Source organism: Streptomyces sp. NPDC057099, assembly GCF_042671245.1.
Classification (GTDB): domain Bacteria; phylum Actinomycetota; class Actinomycetes; order Streptomycetales; family Streptomycetaceae; genus Streptomyces; species Streptomyces purpurascens.
Map to the genome: position 1 here is coordinate 1 of NZ_JBHUTX010000064.1, position 17,997 is coordinate 17,997.

The window sequence follows — 17,997 nt, forward strand, 5'->3', positions numbered from 1 at the left end:
GCGCGAGTAACTCCCACTTCCGATCAGTGAGTTCATGGCGGCGTATCACCTAACCATGATCCACCATCTAATGATCTTTGAAGACGGACCCTAGTGCACACTCGGCCGGGAACTGCTGGGCAATCCCGGGAAGTGGAGGGAACTACTCCGAACTCTTCAACGCAATTGCCCAGGTCAGGAGGCATGCAGGTCACGCCCAGGAGGTCACCGGCACGAACGAACTGTCCTGCCGGAACAGGTCCGTTCCGTTCGAGCGTTCCACGCGGAGCTGGTAGGCGTAGTGGCGCAGATAGTGCCCCGGGTAGTTGTACGACTCGAAGCGGACGGAGCCCGACGCCGTGCCGGCCCGGAGGACGAACGTGGCGTCCTTGGCGAAGGTGCTCGTGCCGTCGTTCGGGTCGAAGCGGGCGCGGAAGTCCCAGTGGCGCAGGTAGTTGCCGGACGCGTCGCGGAAGGAGCAGGCGTTCGCGTCGGCCAGGCCCGCGACGACCGTGAAGGTGGCGGCCTGTTTCTCGGCGGTGGTGCTGGAGCCGCTGACCACGGGCAGGTCGAGGAGCGCCGACCGCTGTTGCCAGTAGCGGGTGGAGTAGTTGGCCGACCGGAAGGAGCGGGTGGTGTTGCGTGCCAGCGTCGGGCCGCCCGAGACCGTCTCCTTCACCACGGTGAAGTGGCGTGCCGTTCCGGCGATCGCGGGCAGGGCGGCCGGTGCCGACCAGGTGGCGAAGGTGTCGTGGCTGTCGCTGTAGTAGTAGGTGCCGTCGCCGTAGCCGTCGAAGAAGATCCGCCAGCCGCCGTTGTCCAGCTGGACCAGCGCGGGGCCCTCGCGGTAGCTGCCCCAGCCCGCCCAGTCGCCGGTCCTGCGGATCGTGTACGGGCCGGTGAGATTCGAGGCGGTGGCGTACTCGATGTACTTCGTCGTCTCGTTCTTCGGGAAGGCGTGGTAGGTCGAGCCGATCTTCACGATGAACGTGTCGATGTGGTTGGCGCCGATACCGGAGAGCGCCACCGGTGAACTCCACGCCGTGAGAGCGGAGTTCGTGGCCCTCAGCCGGTACGGCGTGAAGATCCACTCGTCGTTCGTGGTGGAGCAGGACACGATGACGTTGACGCTGCCGTCGCTGTCGACGAACCATTCGGGCGCCCAGGCGCGGGAGAGGTTCGCGACGGGGACGGTGTAGTCGTACAGGAACGTCCAGTTGGCGCGGTCGGAGCTGCGGGCGAAGCCGATGGTGGTGCTGGTGTCCTGCCAGGTGTGCGTGGTGTAGGTGACGTAGTAGAAGCCGTCGGTGTGTCTGAGGACGCTCGCGTCGCGGATCCGGCCCGCCGGGGGTGTGTACGCCAAGGAGCGCAGCAGCCGGAAGTCGGTGGCGTCGTCCGACTGGTAGACGTTGACCGTGCCGTCGTTGCTGTTGAGGAACGGCACGATCGTGTAGCGGGTGGCCGAGCCGTTCGGGGGTGCGGCGGCCAAGGCGCTGCCGAGCAGCCCGGGGGCTTCGCCGAGCAGCAGCGCCGAGGCGGGCAGGGCGGCCAGGGCGCGCAGCAGGGTACGGCGGGACGTGCCGGCGGGTCGGGGGGTCATGTGCGGCTCGCTCTCGACTCAGTGGGTCGAAATACCGAACAAGGTTCGGAAAGTCGGTCAGAAGGTAGAGCTGAGGCAGAAGTGCGTCAATGGTTTTGTACGAGAGCCACACAGCCCGGAGGGATCGGTGAACATCCACTTCGTCGACGCCGTTCCGCCACCGGCCACCGGACGTTACCGTTCGGTAGACCACACGCTTCCGGAGGTGTCCGCATGATGCTCGACCGCGCCGCAGGCCTGGCGGAGACCACCCGTGCGCTGGCCGCCGGGGAGGTGACGTCCCGCGCCCTGGTGGAGCTCACGCTGGCGCGGATCGAGGCGACGCAGGGCAGCCTCAACGCCTTCCGGATCGTCCGGGCCGAGGCCGCGCTCGCCGAGGCGGAGGCCGCCGACCGGGATCTGGCCTCCGGAGTACGCAAGCCGCTGCTCGGCGTCCCCGTGGCGGTGAAGGACGACATGGACGTGGCCGGCGAGCCGACCGCCTTCGGCTGCTGCGGGGAGTTCCCGCCGGTCACCGAGGACGGCGAGGCGGTACGGCGGCTGCGCGCGGCCGGGGCCGTGATCGTCGGCAAGACCAACACCTGCGAGTTCGGGCAATGGCCCTTCACCGAGGGGCCCGCCTTCGGCGCGACCCGCAACCCGTGGAACACCGAGTACACGCCCGGCGGATCGTCCGGCGGCTCCGCCACCGCGGTCGCCGCCGGGCTGGTCCCCGCCGCGCTCGGCTCGGACGGCGCCGGCTCGGTGCGGATCCCGGCCGCGTGGACCCATCTGGTCGGCATCAAACCGCAGCGCGGCCGGGTCTCCACCTGGCCGCGCGGCGAGTCCTTCCAGGGCATCACCGTCAACGGCACCCTGGCCCGTACGGTCGCCGACGCGGCCCTGCTGCTGGACGCGGCGAGCGGCAACCACGCGCAGGACCCACACCGGCCCCCGGCCGTCGACGCGTCGGCGGCCGTCGGCCGCGATCCCGGGCGGCTGCGGATCGCGCTCTCCCTCAAGCCGCCCTTCACGGCGGTGCCCGCCCGGCTGCTTCCCGAGGTCCGGACCCGGATCGTCGAACTCGCCGAGCGGCTCGCCGCGTTGGGGCACACGGTCGAGGAGGCGGATCCGCCGTACGGGCAGATCGGGATGACCTTCGTGCCGCGCGCCACGGCCGGGATCGCCGAGCGGGTGGGCGAGGCGCCCTTCCCGGCGCTGCTGGACCGGCGCACCCGGGACGCGGCCCGGCTGGGCCGGCTGCTCGGCGGGGCCCCGCTGCGGGCGGCCCGGCGGGCGGAGGCCGTCCTGCACCGCCGTATCGGAGGGTTCTTCGACGCGTACGACGTCGTCCTCGCGCCGACGACCGCCGCTCCCCCGCCCCGCATCGGCGCCCTGCTCGAACTCAGCGGTTTCGCCACCGACCGCGCGATGATCGCCGCCTGTCCGTACGCCTGGCCGTGGAACGTGCTGGGCTGGCCGGGGGTCAATGTGCCCGCCGGGTTCACGGCGGACGGCCTGCCCGTCGGGGCGCAGTTGCTGGGGCCGGCCGACAGCGAGCCGCTCCTGGTGCAGGTGGCCGCCCAGTTGGAGGCGGAGCTGCGCTGGTTCGAGAAGTGGCCGTCGCCGCCGGTCCCGGCACGTTCCGCTGCCGTCTGAGCGACCGTAGCCTGTCTGTCATGGCGGACGCGTCGATGGTCGGGCTCATGGGGCGGGTCACCGGAACGATCGGGCCCGGGCTGGTCGGCGAGGTGATCGTCCGGGTGCGAGGCGGCGCCGAGCACTTCCTCGCCCACCCCGCCACCGCGACCGACCGCATCGAGACGGGCACGGTCGTGATGGTGGTCGACCATCTGCCCCCGAGGACCGTCTACGTCACGGCGGCGTACGACAGTTGAGCCCGCTGCACGCAGGTGAGAGCCGTACGCGTCAAGGTTTGGACAAGGATGCGCCGGTGTCTGTACCCGGGCCCCGCGCAGGAGCACACTCCCCTTCGTTCGGTGCCGAGAGGGCACCATCCCAAGGGGGCGAATGCCGATGGTCGTCGGCGTCGTGGCAGGGGCGGCGGTTGCCGCCGTGCTCGTTCTGATCGGTCTGTTCAAGCTCATGTGGCGGGTCGCCGAACCCAACGAGGCACTGATCATCTCGGGTTCCAAGCACCGTACGGAGGGCATCGAGGAGGGGATGGGGTTCCGCATCGTCACCGGGCGCGGCACGCTCGTGATGCCCGGTGTGCAGGCGGTGCGCAAGCTCTCGCTCGACCTGAACGAGACCGAACTCCAGGTGGACTGCGTGACCCACCAGGGCATTCCGCTCAAGGTGCGGGGCGTGGTCATCTTCAAGGTGGGCGACGACTTCGTGTCGATCGCGAACGCGGCCCGCCGCTTCCTCGACCAGCAGAAGCTGATGTCGGAGCGGGTGCACAACGTGTTCGCGGGTCATCTGCGGTCCATCGTGGGCGGGTTGACGGTCGAGGACATGATCCGGGACCGGGAGAAGCTCACCGGTCAGACACGGGCCGCGTGCGGCACCGAGATGGAGAAGCTGGGCCTGATCGTGGACTCGCTGCAGATCCACGAGATCGAGGATCCGACCGGGTACATCCGGAATCTGGCCATGCCGCACGCGGCGGCCGTGCAGCGGGACGCCCGGATCGCGCAGGCGGAGGCGAACCGGCTGGCCACCGAGGCCGAGCAGCAGTCGTTCGCCCGGATGGCGGAAGCCACCCGGGACAGCGAGATCCTCCAGGCCGGCTACCAGGCCGAGCGGGACAAGGCCGCCGCCAAGGCCCGGCAGGCCGGGCCGCTCGCCGAGGCCGGGGCCCGGCAGGAGGTCGTCGTCCAGGAGACGCGGGTGGCGGAGCTGGAGGCGCACCGCCGCGAGCAGCAGCTCCAGGCCGATGTCCGCAAGCCCGCCGACGCGGCGGCCTACGAGACGCGCACCCTGGCCGAGGCGGAGCGCGACGCGCGGATCTCGGGGGCCGAGGCCCAGGCGAAGGAGACGGAGCTGGCGGCCGCGGCCGAGGCGACCCGGGTCAAGACGGCCGCGGGTGCCGAGGCCGAGGCGACCAAGGCGCGGGGTGAGGCGGCCGCGCAGGCCACCCGGGCGACCGGTGAGGCCGAGGCGGCGGCCGCGCAGGCCAGGGGGCTGGCCGCGGCCGAGGCCGCCAAGGCGAAGGGTCTCGCGGAGGCCGAGGCCATCAAGGCCCGCGCCGCCGCCCTCGCCGAGAACCAGGAGGCCGTCGTCGCCCAGCAACTCGCCGAGAACTGGCCGGAGATCGTCAAGGCGGGCGCGTCCGCGTTCGGCAACGTCGACAACATGGTGGTCCTCAACGGCGCCGACGGCATGGCGGACATGCTCGCCAAGGCCCTCACCATGGGCGGCACGGGTCTTGGCCTGGCCCGCCAGCTGCTCGCGTCGATGCACCAGAACGGGCCGGCGCCGAAGGAGCCCTCGCTCAACGGGCTGGCCCAGAAGGTGCCGATGGACGACAAGTGACCCGTCGGGCGCGGTCACGGGGGCAGCCTCTAAGGTGCCCCCGTGAGCACGTTTACCGACGGGAACGCCCCGGGCCGCGACGGCCCCACCGCCACCACCGAAGCCGACCCCCGCGCGGTCGGCAGAGTACGCACCGAGTACTCCCCCGCCTACGACGGCGACCCCGACCCGGGCGAGATCGTCTGGACCTGGGTGCCCTTCGAGGAGAACGACGGGCGCGGCAAGGACCGGCCCGTGCTCGTGGTCGCCCGCGAGGCCGGGGGGACGTTCCTCGCCGTGCAGTTGTCCAGCAAGCGGCATGATGGCGACCGGGAGTGGGTGCCGATCGGCAGCGGTCCGTGGGACCGGTCCGGCCGGGAGTCGTGGGTCGATGTGGACCGGGTGCTGCGCCTGCACGAGGACGGTATGCGCCGGGAGGCCTGCGCGCTGGACCGTATGCGGTTCAACCTGGTCAGGCGACGGCTGCAGGAACGCTACGGCTGGAGCTGAAAGGTCTTCTCGAAGGCGCCCAGTACCGCGCGGTCCCGGGTCCGGTCCAGGATCCCGAACGCCACGTGCTCGAAGGTCTCCGCGAACCGTCCGCCGGGCTCCAGCAGCGCCCGGAACGCCCCCGCCACCTGGGCCGGGTCGTTGCGGAACACCCCGCAGCCCCAGGCGCCCAGTACCAGCCGGCGGTAGCCGTGGGCGGCGGCCGTCTCCAGGACCCGTTCGGCCCGGACGGCCAGGGCCCGCGGCAGTTCGGGGGCCCGTTCGGGTGCCGTGCGCAGCACCACGCCCGCGTTGGGTGCGGGTGAGGTCAGGAAGCCGGCGGTGTACGGCTCGTCCAGCAGCTCGCCCCGGTCGTCACGGAAGACGGGCACGGCGGGTGAGTGGATGACACGGTCCGTGTAGAACGGGTCGCGGTGGGCGCGGTGGTGGTCGTAGTAGGCGCGGGCCTGGAGCAGGCAGGTGTACAGCGCGGAGGCCCGGCACAGGGCCTCCTCCTGCGCCTGGGCGCCGTTCAGGTAGCCGCCGCCGGGATTGCGGGCCGAGGCGAAGCTCAGCACGGCCACGTCCCCGCCGAGCCTGCGGGCGGCCTCCAGGCTGCTCTCGCCGGTGACCTCGATCGATGTTCGCGTCACCCGAACGGAGGGCACCGGTACCGGTTCCGGTCCGTACAGGCGCGTGCCCTCGCGCGCCGCACGCAGTTCCCCGGCGATCGACACCTCGCGCCCGTTCGGCGCCTGGTAGCCCCCCGCCGCCACGATCTGCTCGGTCTGCCGCGCGATACCGCGCAGGCGCGCGCTCACGGCGCCACCCCCGTGCGCGCCGTGACCGCGCGCCCCGCGGTCTTCTTTGTCGTGCTCACGCAGGCATCGTGGGTGATGCCCGCTCCGTGGCGCAACGGAGTTTCCGTCGTCGGAGAACGCCGGGGAAAGCCCGGGGAAACGTCGGGTCGGCCTCGACGACCGGCCCGGAACGCCCAGTTTCGCCCCCTTGTGCCGAGCGGCGTGAAGGTCTTGGGTGGAACGAGTGATCCCGGCCCGGGCCGCCAAGAGCCCGGACCGGTGGCATGGTGGAATCTCAGGAGGATCCCGACATGTCCGATTCGGTCAGTGGCTGTACCGAGCCACCCACCGCCCTGTCCGCCGCAGACGTCGAGGCCCTGGTCCGCGGCATCTGCTTCAAAACCGGCCCGCCACGCCGCCTCGGGGTCGAGGTGGAATGGCTCGTCCACGAGCTGCGCGCACCGCAGCTCCCCGTCACACCCGAACGGCTCGAAGCGGCCTACGCCGCAGTACGGAACCTGTCTCTGAGGTCGGCGCTCACCGTGGAGCCCGGCGGCCAGCTGGAGCTGAGTTCGCCCCCCGCCGCCTCGCTGACGGAGTGCATCGCCACCGTCTCCGCCGACCTCGACGCCGTCCGCACCGTCCTGCGAGAGCAGGACCTCGCGCTCGTCGGCCTCGGCCACGATCCCTGGCACGAACCCCGCCGGTTCCTGCGCGAACCGCGCTACGACGCCATGGAGCGCTGCCTGGACCGCACGGGCCCCTCCGGCCGCGCCATGATGTGCACCTCCGCCTCCGTGCAGGTGTGCCTCGACGCCGGCCACGAGGAGCCCGGGCCCCTGGGCCTGGTGCGGCGCTGGTGGCTGGCCCATCATCTGGGCCCGGTCCTGGTGGCCGCGTTCGCCAGCTCCCCGCTCGCCGAGCACCGGCCGACCGGCTGGATGTCCACCCGGCAGCTGCTGTGGACGCGGATCGGCGCCGGCCGGGCGGGCGGACCGCCGCTGGACACCGACCCGCGCGGCGCCTGGGCCCGGCACGTGCTGGACTCCCCCGTGATGTGCGTACGGCGGGACGGCGAGCCCTGGGACATCCCCAAGGGGCTCACCTTCCGGGAGTGGATCCGGACGGGGGTGCCGAGACCACCCACGAGGGAGGACCTCGACTACCACGTCACGACACTGTTCCCGCCGGTCAGGCCGCGCGGGCACCTGGAACTGCGCATGATCGACGCGCAGCCCGGGGACGACGGCTGGATCGTGCCGCTGGCCGTGACGGCGGCGCTGTTCGACGACCCGGAGGCCGCCGAGACCGCCTACCGGGCCGTGAAGCCGCTGGCCGAGCGGACGCTGGGGCTGCCCGCGCCGCACAACCCGCTGTGGCTCGACGCGGCCCGCAGCGGGCTGGCCGACGCCGAACTGCGCGAGGTGGCCGTCACGTGCTTCACGACCGCGCTGGACGCCCTGCCCCGGCTCGGCGCCGAGCCCGAGGTCATGGAAGCCGTCGCGGCCCATCTGGACCGCTATGTCGTCCGGGGGCGCTGCCCCGCCGACGACCTGCTCGACCGACAGCGCGGCACGGACGGCCGCGCCCACGGGAAGGACATCCGCCCATGACCGACACCGATCCCGTCGTCGACGCCGATGCCGTCGACCCCGAGATTCTCCGCGAGCGCGCCGTCGCCTCGCTGGTCGTCGCCCGCGACCGCACCACCCTGCTGACGAGCTGTGTCGAGGAGCCCGACCTGACCGCGCAGCACTCGCCGCTGATGTCGCCGCTGGTCTGGGACCTGGCGCACATCGGCAACCAGGAGGAGCAGTGGCTGCTGCGGGCCGTCGCCGGGCAGGAGGCGATACGGCCCGAGATAGACAGCCTCTACGACGCCTTCGAGCACCCGCGGGCCGAGCGGCCGAAGCTGCCCCTGCTGTCGCCCGGGGAGGCACGCACCTACGCGGCCGACGTCCGCGGCCGGGCCCTGGACGTGCTGGAGGGGTCCGCGTTCCACGGGACGCGGCTGACGGAGGCCGGGTTCGCCTTCGGGATGATCGCGCAGCACGAACAGCAGCACGACGAAACCATGCTGATCACCCATCAGCTGCGCAGGGGCCCGCAGGCACTGACCGCGCCCGACCCGGAACCGGCGCCGCTGTTCACCGGCCCGTCCGAAGTCCTGGTCCCGGGCGGCCCGTTCACGATGGGCACCTCCAGTGAGCCGTGGGCCCTGGACAACGAACGCCCCGCGCACCGGCGCGAGGTCGCGCCGTTCCACATCGACACCACGCCGGTGACGAACGGCGCGTACCAGGCGTTCATCGAGGACGGCGGCTACGACGACCCGCGCTGGTGGACCGCGGACGGCTGGACCCACATCCGCCGGAACTCCATCGCCCACCCGCTGTACTGGCGGCGGGACGGCAGGCAGTGGCTGCGCCGGCGCTTCGGCCTCACCGAGGTCGTACCGCGCGACGAGCCGGTGCTGCACGTGTGCTGGTACGAGGCCGACGCCTACGCCCGCTGGGCCGGACGCCGGCTGCCCACCGAGGCCGAGTGGGAGAAGGCGGCCCGGTACGACCCGGCAGGTGACCGTTCCATGCGCTACCCGTGGGGCGACGCCGACCCGGGGCCCGAGCACGCCAACCTCGGCCAGCGGCACCTGCGTCCGGCACCGGCCGGGAGCTATCCGGCCGGCGAGTCCCCGCTCGGCGTACGGCAGTTGATCGGCGACGTGTGGGAGTGGACGTCGAGCGACTTCCTGCCGTACCCGGGGTTCAAGGCGTTCCCGTACAAGGAGTACTCGGAGGTCTTCTTCGGGCCCGACTACAAGGTGCTGCGCGGCGGTGCGTTCGCCGTGGACGCGGTGGCCTGCCGGGGCACGTTCCGCAACTGGGACCATCCGATCCGGCGGCAGATCTTCTCCGGGTTCCGCACGGCCCGCTCGGAGGAGGTCTGATGTGCCGTCATGTGGCGTACGTGGGACCGGGGGAGCCGCTCGGGCGGCTCCTGGTGGAGCCCCCGCACGGCCTGTACCGGCAGTCGTGGGCGCCCCGGCGGCAGCGGTACGGGACGGTCAACGCCGACGGTTTCGGCGTCGGCTGGTACGCCGGGGGCGACCCGGTGCCGGCCCGCTACCGCCGGGCGGGGCCGATCTGGGCGGACCTGTCGTTCGCCGATCTCGCCCGGGTCGTACGGACGAACGCACTGCTCGCGGCGGTGCGGGACGCGACCCTGTCGGGCGCGGACGCGGAGGCCGCGGCGGCGCCGTTCGCCGCGGGGACCTGGCTGTTCAGCCACAACGGCGCGGTCAAGGGCTGGCCCGGCTCGCTCGCCCCGGTCTCCCTGAGCCTGCCGCCCGAGGACCTGCTGTCGCTGGAGGCCCGCAACGACTCGGCGCTCGTGTGGGCGCTGGTGCTGGCCCGGCTGCGAGGCGGTGACGAGGAGGGCCAGGCGATGGCCGACACCGTCCTGGAGGTCGCCGCCGCGGCTCCCGGCTCCCGGCTGAACCTCCTGCTCACCAACGGCGACACCATCACCGCGACCGCCTGGGGCGACTCCCTCTGGTACCTCACCCGACCGGGCGGCGGCACGGTCGTGGCCTCCGAGCCGTACGACGACGATCCGCACTGGCAGGAGGTCCCCGACCGCACCCTCCTCGCGGCGAGCGGCACGGACGTGCTGCTCACACCGCTCAAGGAGCCGGCCGATCCCCTCGTCCCCGCACGACCGAAGGAGCCCCGTACGTGAGCCCGTTCCGCCTCACCCGTACCCTTCCCGAGGACTCCACGGACGCCGCGCTGCGCGCCGACGTCCACCGGGGTCTCACCGGCACCCCCAAGACCCTGCCGCCGAAGTGGTTCTACGACGCGCACGGCAGCGACCTGTTCGAGAAGATCACCGAACTGCCCGAGTACTACCCGACACGCGCCGAGCGGGAGATCCTGCTCGCGTGCTCCGGCGACATCGCCGCGGCGACCCGGGCCCGCACCCTGGTCGAACTCGGGTCCGGCTCCTCCGAGAAGACGCGGCACCTGCTCGACGCCCTCACGGAGCTGCACACCTACGTCCCCGTCGACGTCAGCGAGAGCGCCCTCCGCCAGGCCGGGCAGGCGCTCGCCGCCGAGCGGCCGGGGCTCGACGTGCACGCGCTGATCGCCGACTTCACCGCGGACCTGGCGCTGCCGGACACGCCGGGGCCCCGGCTGGTGGCGTTCCTCGGCGGCACGATCGGCAATCTGCTGCCCGCCGAGCGCGCCGCGTTCCTGGCGTCCGTGCGGGGCATGCTCGCCCCGGGCGACGCCCTGCTGATGGGCACGGACCTGGTCAAGGACGAGGAGGTGCTGGTCCGGGCGTACGACGACGCGGCCGGGGTGACGGCCGCGTTCGACAAGAACGTGCTCACCGTGATCAACCGTGAGCTCGGCGCCGATTTCGAGCCCGCCGCCTTCGACCACGTGGCCGTCTGGGACGCCGAGCACGAGTGGATCGAGATGCGGCTGCGCTCCCGTACGGCGCAGACGGTCAAGGTGCCGGCGCTCGGCCTCGCCGTCGACTTCGCGGCGGGCGAGGAGCTGCGCACCGAGGTGTCGGCGAAGTTCCGGCAGGAGGGTGTGCGTAGCGAACTGTCGGCGGCGGGGCTGGACCTGGCGCACTGGTGGACGGACGGTGCGGGCCGGTTCGCGCTGTCGCTGAGCATGGCGCGCTGACACGGGGCGAGCCCTTGGACGGCGGCGGAGCGGGAGGCGACGTCTCGCGCTCCGCCGCCGTGTGGGGCACGGTGGAGTGACTGGAATCCAGCAGAAGAGGAGCAGCGGCATGTCGAACCACACCTACCGGGTCACGGAGATCGTCGGGACGTCGCCCGAGGGCGTCGACGCGGCCATCCGCAACGGCATCGGCCGGGCCTCGCAGACCCTGCGCAACCTGGACTGGTTCGAGGTGACCCAGGTGCGCGGCCAGCTCGAGGACGGGCAGATCGCGCACTGGCAGGTGGGGCTCAAGGTGGGCTTCCGGCTGGAGGAGGGCGAGTAGCCCCAGAGGCGTGCCCTCTCAGGTCCGGCCTTCGCGGTCCTGAGCCGCCTTCAGCTCGGCGGACCGGGCGGCCCAGTCGGCCCGGACGACGGTGAAGCCCGCGCGCCGGGCGTCCTCGCAGACCAGTTCGTCGTCGTCCACGAGGACGCGGATCTCACGCGTGCGGGCGAGCCGTCGCAGGATCTGCAGCTTGGTGACGCGGGCGGGCCTGCGGTCGGCGTTCGGCCTCATGTACACCCGCCCTTCGGGCAGACCTTGCGCGGCCAGCCAGTCGAGCGTGTCGCGCCGGCAGCGCTCGGGCCGGCCGGTGAGGTAGACGACCTCGCACTCCCGCGCGCTCTCCCGGACCATCGCGATGCCCTCGGCGAGCGGCGGGTCCTGCGGGGCCGCGGCGAAGAACCCGTCCCAGTCCCGCGGCCTGCGCTCCAGGAACTTCTGCCGGTGCGCGGTGTCGGCGAGGGTGTTGTCCAGGTCGAACACGGCCAGCGGGGTCTTGCTGCGATCATCACTCACGCTCCTCAGCCTAGGCCGTGTCCGGCCGGCACTTCCCGTGCCCGCCCGGCAACCTTCGCCCGCCGGGCGGCCACTGTTCTGCGACATCGAGCAGACAGAGGCGGGAGGCCGTATGCGCAACACGAGGATCTGGTCGGCGGCGGTGACGGGGGCGGCGCTGGCCATGGCGCTGGGCGGTCCGGCGGGGCCGGCGGCCGCCGCGGGGACGACCCTGGTCGTGGCGCCGAACGGGGACGACTCCGCCCCCGGCACACTCGCCCGGCCGTTGAAATCCATCCAGCGGGCGGTGGACCTGGCGAAGCCCGGCGACAGCATCAGCGTGCGCGGCGGGACGTACGCCCTCACGGACAACATCACCGTCACCACCTCGGGGACCGCGTCCCAGCCCATCACCCTCGCTGCCCACCCGGGCGAGCGGGTGGTCGTCGACGGCGAGAGACTGCCCGCGAGCCACACCCCGGTCGGCGGCAGCATCCCGCGTGCCGAGCGCGGGGCGATCCACATGGAGGCGTCGCACTGGCGGATCTCGGATCTGGAGATCGTCAACGGCCCGTACGGGATCTACTGCGACGGCTGCGACGGCAATGTCTTCTCGCGCCTGAGCACGCACGACAACTACGAGTCCGGCTTCCAGCTCCAGGGCGCCTCCAGCGGCAACCAGATCCTGAACCTGGACAGTTACGGCAACCGCGACCCGCGCAAGAACGGGGAGAGCGCCGACGGCCTGGCCGTCAAGGAGGGCTCCGGCACGGGCAACGTGGTGCGCGGCGCCCGGCTGTGGAACAACGTCGACGACGGCTTCGACGCCTGGGAGTTCGCCTCCCCCGTGACGATCGAGAACACGGTGGCGTACGGCAACGGATTCAACCGCTGGAACTTCCCCGATTTCGCGGGCGACGGCAACGGCTTCAAGCTCGGCGGCGGCAGCCCCGCCCCGGCGGTGGCCCACACCGTGCGCGACAGCGTCTCCTTCAAGAACGCGAAGCACGGCCTGACCGACAACGGCAACCCCGGCTCCCTCGCCCTGAGCCGCAACTCCACGTACGGCAACGCCGGTACGGGCTTCGACGCCGATGTCTCGGGCGGGACCGCCCGGCTCACCGGCAACCTCTCCGTCGCGGACCAGCGCGCGGCGGCCGTCGGGGCGAAGACGGTCGCCAGCGGCAACTCCTGGAACATCGGCGGCACATGGAACGCCTCCTCGGTGCTGAGCACCGATCCGGGTCCGCTCACCGGCCCCCGGGCGGCGGACGGCTCGCTGCCGAAGGCACCGGCGTTCCTCGTGCCACGGTCCGGCGCCGCCGTCGGCGCCCGTTTCTGATCCGGCTCATTCGAGACAGCCTGGCCGGATAAATGGTCCGGACTATTCGCCGGGGATGTGAACGAGCGATGACCACAGATCAATTGACCATCACAGTTGATAGCTCAAGCACAGCACTGACATACTCCCCGTGGCCGTCCCCGCGATTCCGGACAGCGACTTTTCCGGTTTCACGAGCCCCCCCACAGAGCCCGCACCCCCTCACCCTGTCCGGCGCCCCTCCACCCTGCCCGAAAGCCGGACGCGACAGTTCCCCGACGGGGTCGAGTGCGGGGCACGAAGCAGCGAAGAAGGTGCGCCTGTGCCCGAATTCCCACCCCGGCGGGAAGACACTCCCACATTCCCGCTTCCGCACATCGAACACACACCGCCGTCTCGTATATCCGACCATCCCGAATTCCACTCATTGCGTCGTGCGCAGCGCCGGTTCGGCACCCGGGCGACGATCCTGTCCGCCGGCGGATTCCTGCTCTATGTACTCCTGTCGAGTTTTGTCCCCGCGGTGATGAACCAGCCGCTGTTCGGCCACCTCACGATCGGACTCACCCTCGGCCTCGGGCAGTTCGTCATCATGGGCGTGACCGCCTGGTGCCATGTCCGGCACATGCGCGACCGGGTCGATCCGCTCGCCCGGGGCCTGAGGTCCCGTCAGTACGAGAACGACAACCGTCACGCCCGTTCGGCCACGGCGCCGCAGGGGGCCGGGCAGCCCCTCCGGCACGGCACGAGGGGGTTCCGCACATGGTGACGACCGCTGCCGCCATCGACGACAGCAGCCTGCAGCTGACGTTCGTCCTGTTCCTGACCGTGGTCGTGATCACCCTGTTCACGGCACTGCTGACGGCCCCTCAGCGTGACGAGATCAGCGAGTTCTACCTCGGCAACCGCACCATGTCGCCGTTGCGCAACGGCCTGGCCATGTGCGGCGACTACCTGTCCGCCGCCACCCTGCTGGGCAGCACCGGACTGGTCGCCCTGACCGGATACGACGGGCTGATGTACCTCGGCGGCACCACCGTCGCCTGGATGATGGTGCTGCTCCTGATCGCCGAACCCCTGCACCGCACGGGCAAGTTCACACTGGGCGACACGGTGGCGCTGCGCCTGCCCCGGCAGCAGCGGCCGGTGCGGGTCGCTCTCGCGGTCTGCATCCTGGCCATCGCGACGCTCTACCTGGTTGCGCAACTCGTCGGCAGTGTCGCGCTGTTGACGCAGTTCACCGGAGCGCCGAGCGCTACCACCCGCACCCTGTGCGTGGCCGTGATCGGTACGTTCGTGATCCTGTACGCCTCCCTCGGCGGCATGCCCGGCGCCACGGTCATCCAGATCATCAAGGCCGTGATGCTGGTGGCGGGCGTGCTGTTCACGGCGGGTTTGGTGCTGCACCACTTCGACTGGAACCCCAACGCGCTGCTGGAGAGCGCGGCCGAACGCAGCGGCGCCGGCCCGCAGTTCCTCGAACCCGGGCTGCGCTACGGCGGGAGCGTCAGCAACAAGCTGGACTTCTTCAGCCTCGAACTGGCCATCGTCCTCGGCCTCGCCGCCCTCCCGCACGTGCTGATGCGGCTGCTCGCCCCGCGCAAGAGCGGCGTGCTGCGCTCCTCCGTCCTGTGGGCCGTCGGCCTGGTCGGCGCGGTCTGTTTCGGGGCCGGCATCCTGGGCCTCGGCGCCACCGCACTCCTCGGCCGGGACACCATCGAGAACACGGACCGCACCGGCAACGCCTCCGTCCTGCTGCTCGCCCACGAACTGGGCGGCAGTGTGCTCACCGCGCTGCTGACCTGCCTCGCCTATCTGACCCTGCTCGCCGTGGCGGTGGGCCTCACCCTGGCCGCGGCCTCGTCCCTCGCGCACGACCTGTACAGCGAGGTGATCCGCAAGGGCCAGGCCACCGAGACGGAGGAACTGACCGTGGCCCGGCTGTCCGGCGCGGTCATCGGCATCCTCGGCATCCTGCTGGCCCTCGTCGCCTGGGGGGCGAACACCGCGACGCTCGCCTTCCTCGCCTTCGCCATCGCGGCGTCCGCGATCCTGCCGACGATCATCTACACCCTCTTCTGGCGGCGCTTCACGGCGAAGGGAGCGCTGCTCAGCCTCTACGGCGGCCTGGCCTGCTCCGTCCTGCTCGCCGTGTTCTCCCCCGTCGTCTCCTCCGCCCCGGCCTCGTTCTACCCCGATGTCGACTTCGCCTGGTTCCCGCTCCAGAACCCGGGCATCGTCTCCATCCCCGCCGGCTTCCTGCTGGGCTGGCTCGGCACGGTGCTGGACAAGGGCCCGGCCGAGGACAGCACCGCGCACGAGGAGTTCGAGGTGCGGATGCTGGTGGGCGCCGACGACTGACGCACGCCAGGGGCATCGGCGGCCGGGCACCGGGGACGCGCATTGTTAATGGGATCCATTTTCATGTAGCGTCCTCGGTGCCCGTCCACCGAGGAGGAGACCCATGGCCGTCCCGAAGCGGAAGATGTCCCGCAGCAACACCCGTCACCGCCGCGCCCAGTGGAAGGCGGCCACCCCGACGCTGGTCCCGGTCACCGTCGACGGCGTCCGCCACCTCGTGCCGCAGAACCTGGTCAAGGCGTACGAGCGCGGGCTGCTGCGCCCCGAGGACTAGACGGGTCGCGGCGTGACCACGGGGTCCGGATGCGCGGCGAGCCAGTGCTGCAGTTCGGCGTGGCGGAACTGGTAGGCCGGACCGGAGTAGCGCATGAGGCCCGCCGCGCAGGCCCAGTCCAGGAAGCGGCCCAGCCGGAAGGGCAGGCGCCGGCGCGCGCACAGCAGGAAGACCAGGTAGCGCCGCGCGGCGCTGAGACCCGACGCCTGGCCGGAGGCGATCGCGGTCGCCGCTCCGACGACGAGACCGGTGCTCGGCTCCAGCAGCAGGGCCACCGTGCCGCCGACGGCCAGTCCGCCGAACAGCCCGGTGGAGACGGCGTAGACGAGTCCGTAGACGGTGTCGTCGCGCAGCGCGACCGGAGGGCTGACCGCCGTCGTGGGCGCGGCCCCGCGCAGCCCGGCCGCCACACTGAACCGGAAGCCGGCGCCCAGCCCGGAGACCCAGCTGGTGACCGTCCCGACGGCGAGCGCGACCGAGGGGTGCCCCGCCGCCGCGATCGCCGCGCCGACCGCGAGCCCGGCGGCGACGCCGACGAAGGTGGCGAGAACGGGGTTGACGACGAGCCCCAGCACGAACGGCCTCCGAAGGCCGGGCATGTGCCGCTTCTGCCAGTCCAGCCTGCTGGGGCTGAGGGCGAGCGCGGCAGCCAGGCCGCACGCCACGGCCAGGGCCAGCACGCTCGCCGCGGCCTCACCCGGCTCGGGGGTCAGCCAGACGGCGGGCAGGACCGCGCTGATCGTGCAGAACGTGAGCAGCGCGTCCGCCACCCGCACTCTGCGTCGCCCGGCCAGCGGCCACAGGCCGTGCACGGTGATGTCGGTGGTCGGATAGGCCGACGCACCGGTTCCGGTCAGATGCCCGGTCAGGTGATGCAGCCAGTGGTGGACCTGCGTCGGCGGGTAGCGCGCCGGGGCCGGGTCGCCGGCCGCGGGTTCGACGGCCGCCGGGATGTAGCGGGCCAGCAGATGCCGGTCGAGTGCGTCGGTGTCGTGCAGCGTGAGCAGCTCCGCCGGGTCGCCGTGGTAGCGGTAGACGGTGGCGGTCAGGCCGAGCCGCCAGGGGGTCGACAGGATCTGGGCGTGCACGCAGGACGGCTGCGTGTCGAGGTGGTGCAGCAGGGCCCGCCAGCGGGCCGGATCACGGCAACGGTCGCGCAGGTAGGTCAGCGCGGGCTCGGACGCCACGGGCGCGATGACCACCAGCGCGGCGTCGACCAGGGGTTCGTGCGCCAGCAGCGCGTCGTAGTTCGCGATCCGGCTGGTGAGCACGAGGGGGCCGGCCTCCAGGCCCTTCTGGTAGGCGTTGAGGTGCTGTACGGCGGCCCGCGCACGCGGTGCGTCCGGGTCCGGCGAGCCGTCGTCGCGTGGGGGATCCATCTCGTCCAGGCCGTCGAGGACGGGCAGCACCATGCCGTGGTCCACCAGCCGCTCCGCCATCTCCCGGGGCCAGTCCAAGGCCTGTGTGAGGTGGTCGGCCAGCAGTCCGGGCAGGGTGTGGGCGGTGTCCCACTGGGCCATGGGGATACGCACGGGCACCGGGTCGGTGTCGGCGCGGTCGGCGGCCAGGCCCAGGACGAGCTCCAGGGCCAGCACCGTCTTGCCGGAGCCGGGGGCACCGGCGATGACGAGCCGCCGGGGCCGGGTGGCCCGGAAGAACCCCGCGATGTCCGGGTCCGCGCCGTCGCCGCCGGCGTCGCGAAAGGTACGCCCCGCCCCCGGGGCCTCGGCGGCGGGCCCCGGTACCGCCCGCAGCGTGTAGCTCAGGTCGATGCGCCGGGTGTCCCGCCCGAGCAGCTGGTGACGCAACTTGCCTTCGCTCTGCTGGACTTGGACGGCCAGCGTGGCGGCCCACTGCCGCACCAGCTCGGCGTCCGTCCCCTGCACCGGTCGCCGCAACGCCGCAACCGCGGCCACCAGCCCCGCGACCCCCAGCGGCAGCCCCAGCAGCCCGGCGGTGTCGGCCGGCTCCAGCCCACCCCGCATCAGCTGGGACACCGCGTAACCGGCACTCGCCACGAACAGCACCACACCCAGCACGACCGCCACCCGGCGCCGCTCTCGTTCCCGTCGCCCCCCGATCCCCACCATGCCTTGCTGCATACCCGCCCCGGGCACGGAACTCTCCCTGCGGCAGCCGGAAGGTGGACATGAAGACGACCAGGGGCGGCGTGTCCGTCGGGGCGCACCGCTCCAGGGAGTCG

At 72.1% G+C, this 17,997-nt stretch carries 17 protein-coding genes; 13 read left to right on the top strand and 4 right to left on the bottom strand.

The annotated features are described in order from the left end of the window. Window positions 1-190: 190 nt before the first annotated feature. Window positions 191-1,579 (bottom strand): glycoside hydrolase family 43 protein, encoded by a 1,389-nt coding sequence (locus ACFT4A_RS39000; RefSeq protein WP_382840448.1) that lies wholly within the window; start codon window positions 1,577-1,579, stop codon window positions 191-193. Window positions 1,580-1,792: 213 nt separating this feature from the next. Between ACFT4A_RS39000 and ACFT4A_RS39005 the strand changes: the two genes are divergently transcribed. The 4 genes from ACFT4A_RS39005 (at window position 1,793) to ACFT4A_RS39020 (ending at window position 5,545) form a co-directional block, all read left to right on the top strand. Further along, window positions 1,793-3,217: an amidase gene (locus ACFT4A_RS39005; RefSeq protein WP_382840451.1), complete on the top strand. Its 1,425-nt coding sequence runs from the start codon at window positions 1,793-1,795 to the stop codon at window positions 3,215-3,217. Window positions 3,218-3,237: 20 nt separating this feature from the next. Next, window positions 3,238-3,456: a hypothetical protein gene (locus tag ACFT4A_RS39010; RefSeq protein WP_382840454.1), complete on the top strand. Its 219-nt coding sequence runs from the start codon at window positions 3,238-3,240 to the stop codon at window positions 3,454-3,456. A gap of 133 nt (window positions 3,457-3,589) precedes the next feature. After that, window positions 3,590-5,056 (top strand): SPFH domain-containing protein, encoded by a 1,467-nt coding sequence (locus ACFT4A_RS39015; RefSeq protein ID WP_382840457.1) that lies wholly within the window; start codon window positions 3,590-3,592, stop codon window positions 5,054-5,056. 42 nt (window positions 5,057-5,098) lie between these two features. Beyond that, window positions 5,099-5,545, top strand: a complete 447-nt coding sequence (locus ACFT4A_RS39020) for a type II toxin-antitoxin system PemK/MazF family toxin (RefSeq protein ID WP_382840460.1) — start codon at window positions 5,099-5,101, stop codon at window positions 5,543-5,545. Here ACFT4A_RS39020 and ACFT4A_RS39025 read toward each other — a convergent pair. Continuing rightward, complete coding sequence (locus ACFT4A_RS39025; RefSeq protein WP_382840463.1) at window positions 5,530-6,345, bottom strand: TIGR02452 family protein; 816 nt, start codon at window positions 6,343-6,345, stop codon at window positions 5,530-5,532. The genes ACFT4A_RS39020 and ACFT4A_RS39025 overlap by 16 nt on opposite strands. A 290-nt stretch (window positions 6,346-6,635) precedes the next feature. Between ACFT4A_RS39025 and egtA the strand changes: the two genes are divergently transcribed. From egtA to ACFT4A_RS39050, 5 genes are all read left to right on the top strand, one after another. Beyond that, complete coding sequence (gene egtA, locus ACFT4A_RS39030; RefSeq protein ID WP_382840465.1) at window positions 6,636-7,937, top strand: ergothioneine biosynthesis glutamate--cysteine ligase EgtA; 1,302 nt, start codon at window positions 6,636-6,638, stop codon at window positions 7,935-7,937. Next, the gene (gene egtB, locus ACFT4A_RS39035; protein ID WP_382840468.1) at window positions 7,934-9,271 is read left to right on the top strand and encodes an ergothioneine biosynthesis protein EgtB; all 1,338 of its coding nucleotides are present in this window, start codon (window positions 7,934-7,936) and stop codon (window positions 9,269-9,271) included. The genes egtA and egtB overlap by 4 nt, the downstream gene beginning before the upstream one ends. Next, window positions 9,271-10,062 (top strand): ergothioneine biosynthesis protein EgtC, encoded by a 792-nt coding sequence (gene egtC / locus ACFT4A_RS39040; RefSeq protein WP_382840471.1) that lies wholly within the window; start codon window positions 9,271-9,273, stop codon window positions 10,060-10,062. The genes egtB and egtC overlap by 1 nt, the downstream gene beginning before the upstream one ends. Continuing rightward, entirely contained in the window at window positions 10,059-11,021 is a 963-nt protein-coding gene (gene egtD / locus ACFT4A_RS39045) for an L-histidine N(alpha)-methyltransferase (protein WP_382840472.1), read from the top strand. Before egtC ends, egtD begins: the two co-directional genes overlap by 4 nt. Window positions 11,022-11,130: 109 nt before the next feature. After that, entirely contained in the window at window positions 11,131-11,346 is a 216-nt protein-coding gene (locus ACFT4A_RS39050) for a dodecin (protein WP_193477460.1), read from the top strand. A gap of 18 nt (window positions 11,347-11,364) precedes the next feature. On the opposite strand, the gene ACFT4A_RS39055 is transcribed toward ACFT4A_RS39050, so the two are convergent. Beyond that, on the bottom strand, window positions 11,365-11,859 hold the full coding sequence (locus tag ACFT4A_RS39055) for a hypothetical protein (RefSeq protein WP_382840474.1): 495 nt from the start codon (window positions 11,857-11,859) through the stop codon (window positions 11,365-11,367). Window positions 11,860-11,971: 112 nt separating this feature from the next. Between ACFT4A_RS39055 and ACFT4A_RS39060 the strand changes: the two genes are divergently transcribed. From ACFT4A_RS39060 to rpmF, 4 genes are all read left to right on the top strand, one after another. Further along, window positions 11,972-13,180 carry a right-handed parallel beta-helix repeat-containing protein gene (locus ACFT4A_RS39060; RefSeq protein ID WP_382840476.1) on the top strand — a complete coding sequence of 403 codons (1,209 nt, stop codon included), beginning with the start codon at window positions 11,972-11,974 and terminating at the stop codon, window positions 13,178-13,180. Between the two features lie 301 nt (window positions 13,181-13,481). Next, complete coding sequence (locus ACFT4A_RS39065; RefSeq protein ID WP_382840479.1) at window positions 13,482-13,928, top strand: DUF485 domain-containing protein; 447 nt, start codon at window positions 13,482-13,484, stop codon at window positions 13,926-13,928. After that, window positions 13,922-15,520 (top strand): cation acetate symporter, encoded by a 1,599-nt coding sequence (locus tag ACFT4A_RS39070; RefSeq protein WP_382840482.1) that lies wholly within the window; start codon window positions 13,922-13,924, stop codon window positions 15,518-15,520. The genes ACFT4A_RS39065 and ACFT4A_RS39070 overlap by 7 nt, the downstream gene beginning before the upstream one ends. Window positions 15,521-15,623: 103 nt before the next feature. Then, on the top strand, window positions 15,624-15,794 hold the full coding sequence (gene rpmF / locus ACFT4A_RS39075) for a 50S ribosomal protein L32 (RefSeq protein ID WP_184587679.1): 171 nt from the start codon (window positions 15,624-15,626) through the stop codon (window positions 15,792-15,794). Here the strand turns inward: rpmF and ACFT4A_RS39080 are convergent. Continuing rightward, complete coding sequence (locus tag ACFT4A_RS39080) at window positions 15,791-17,884, bottom strand: NACHT domain-containing protein (protein WP_382840485.1); 2,094 nt, start codon at window positions 17,882-17,884, stop codon at window positions 15,791-15,793. The two genes, rpmF and ACFT4A_RS39080, sit on opposite strands and share 4 nt — an antisense overlap. Window positions 17,885-17,997 lie beyond the last annotated feature (113 nt).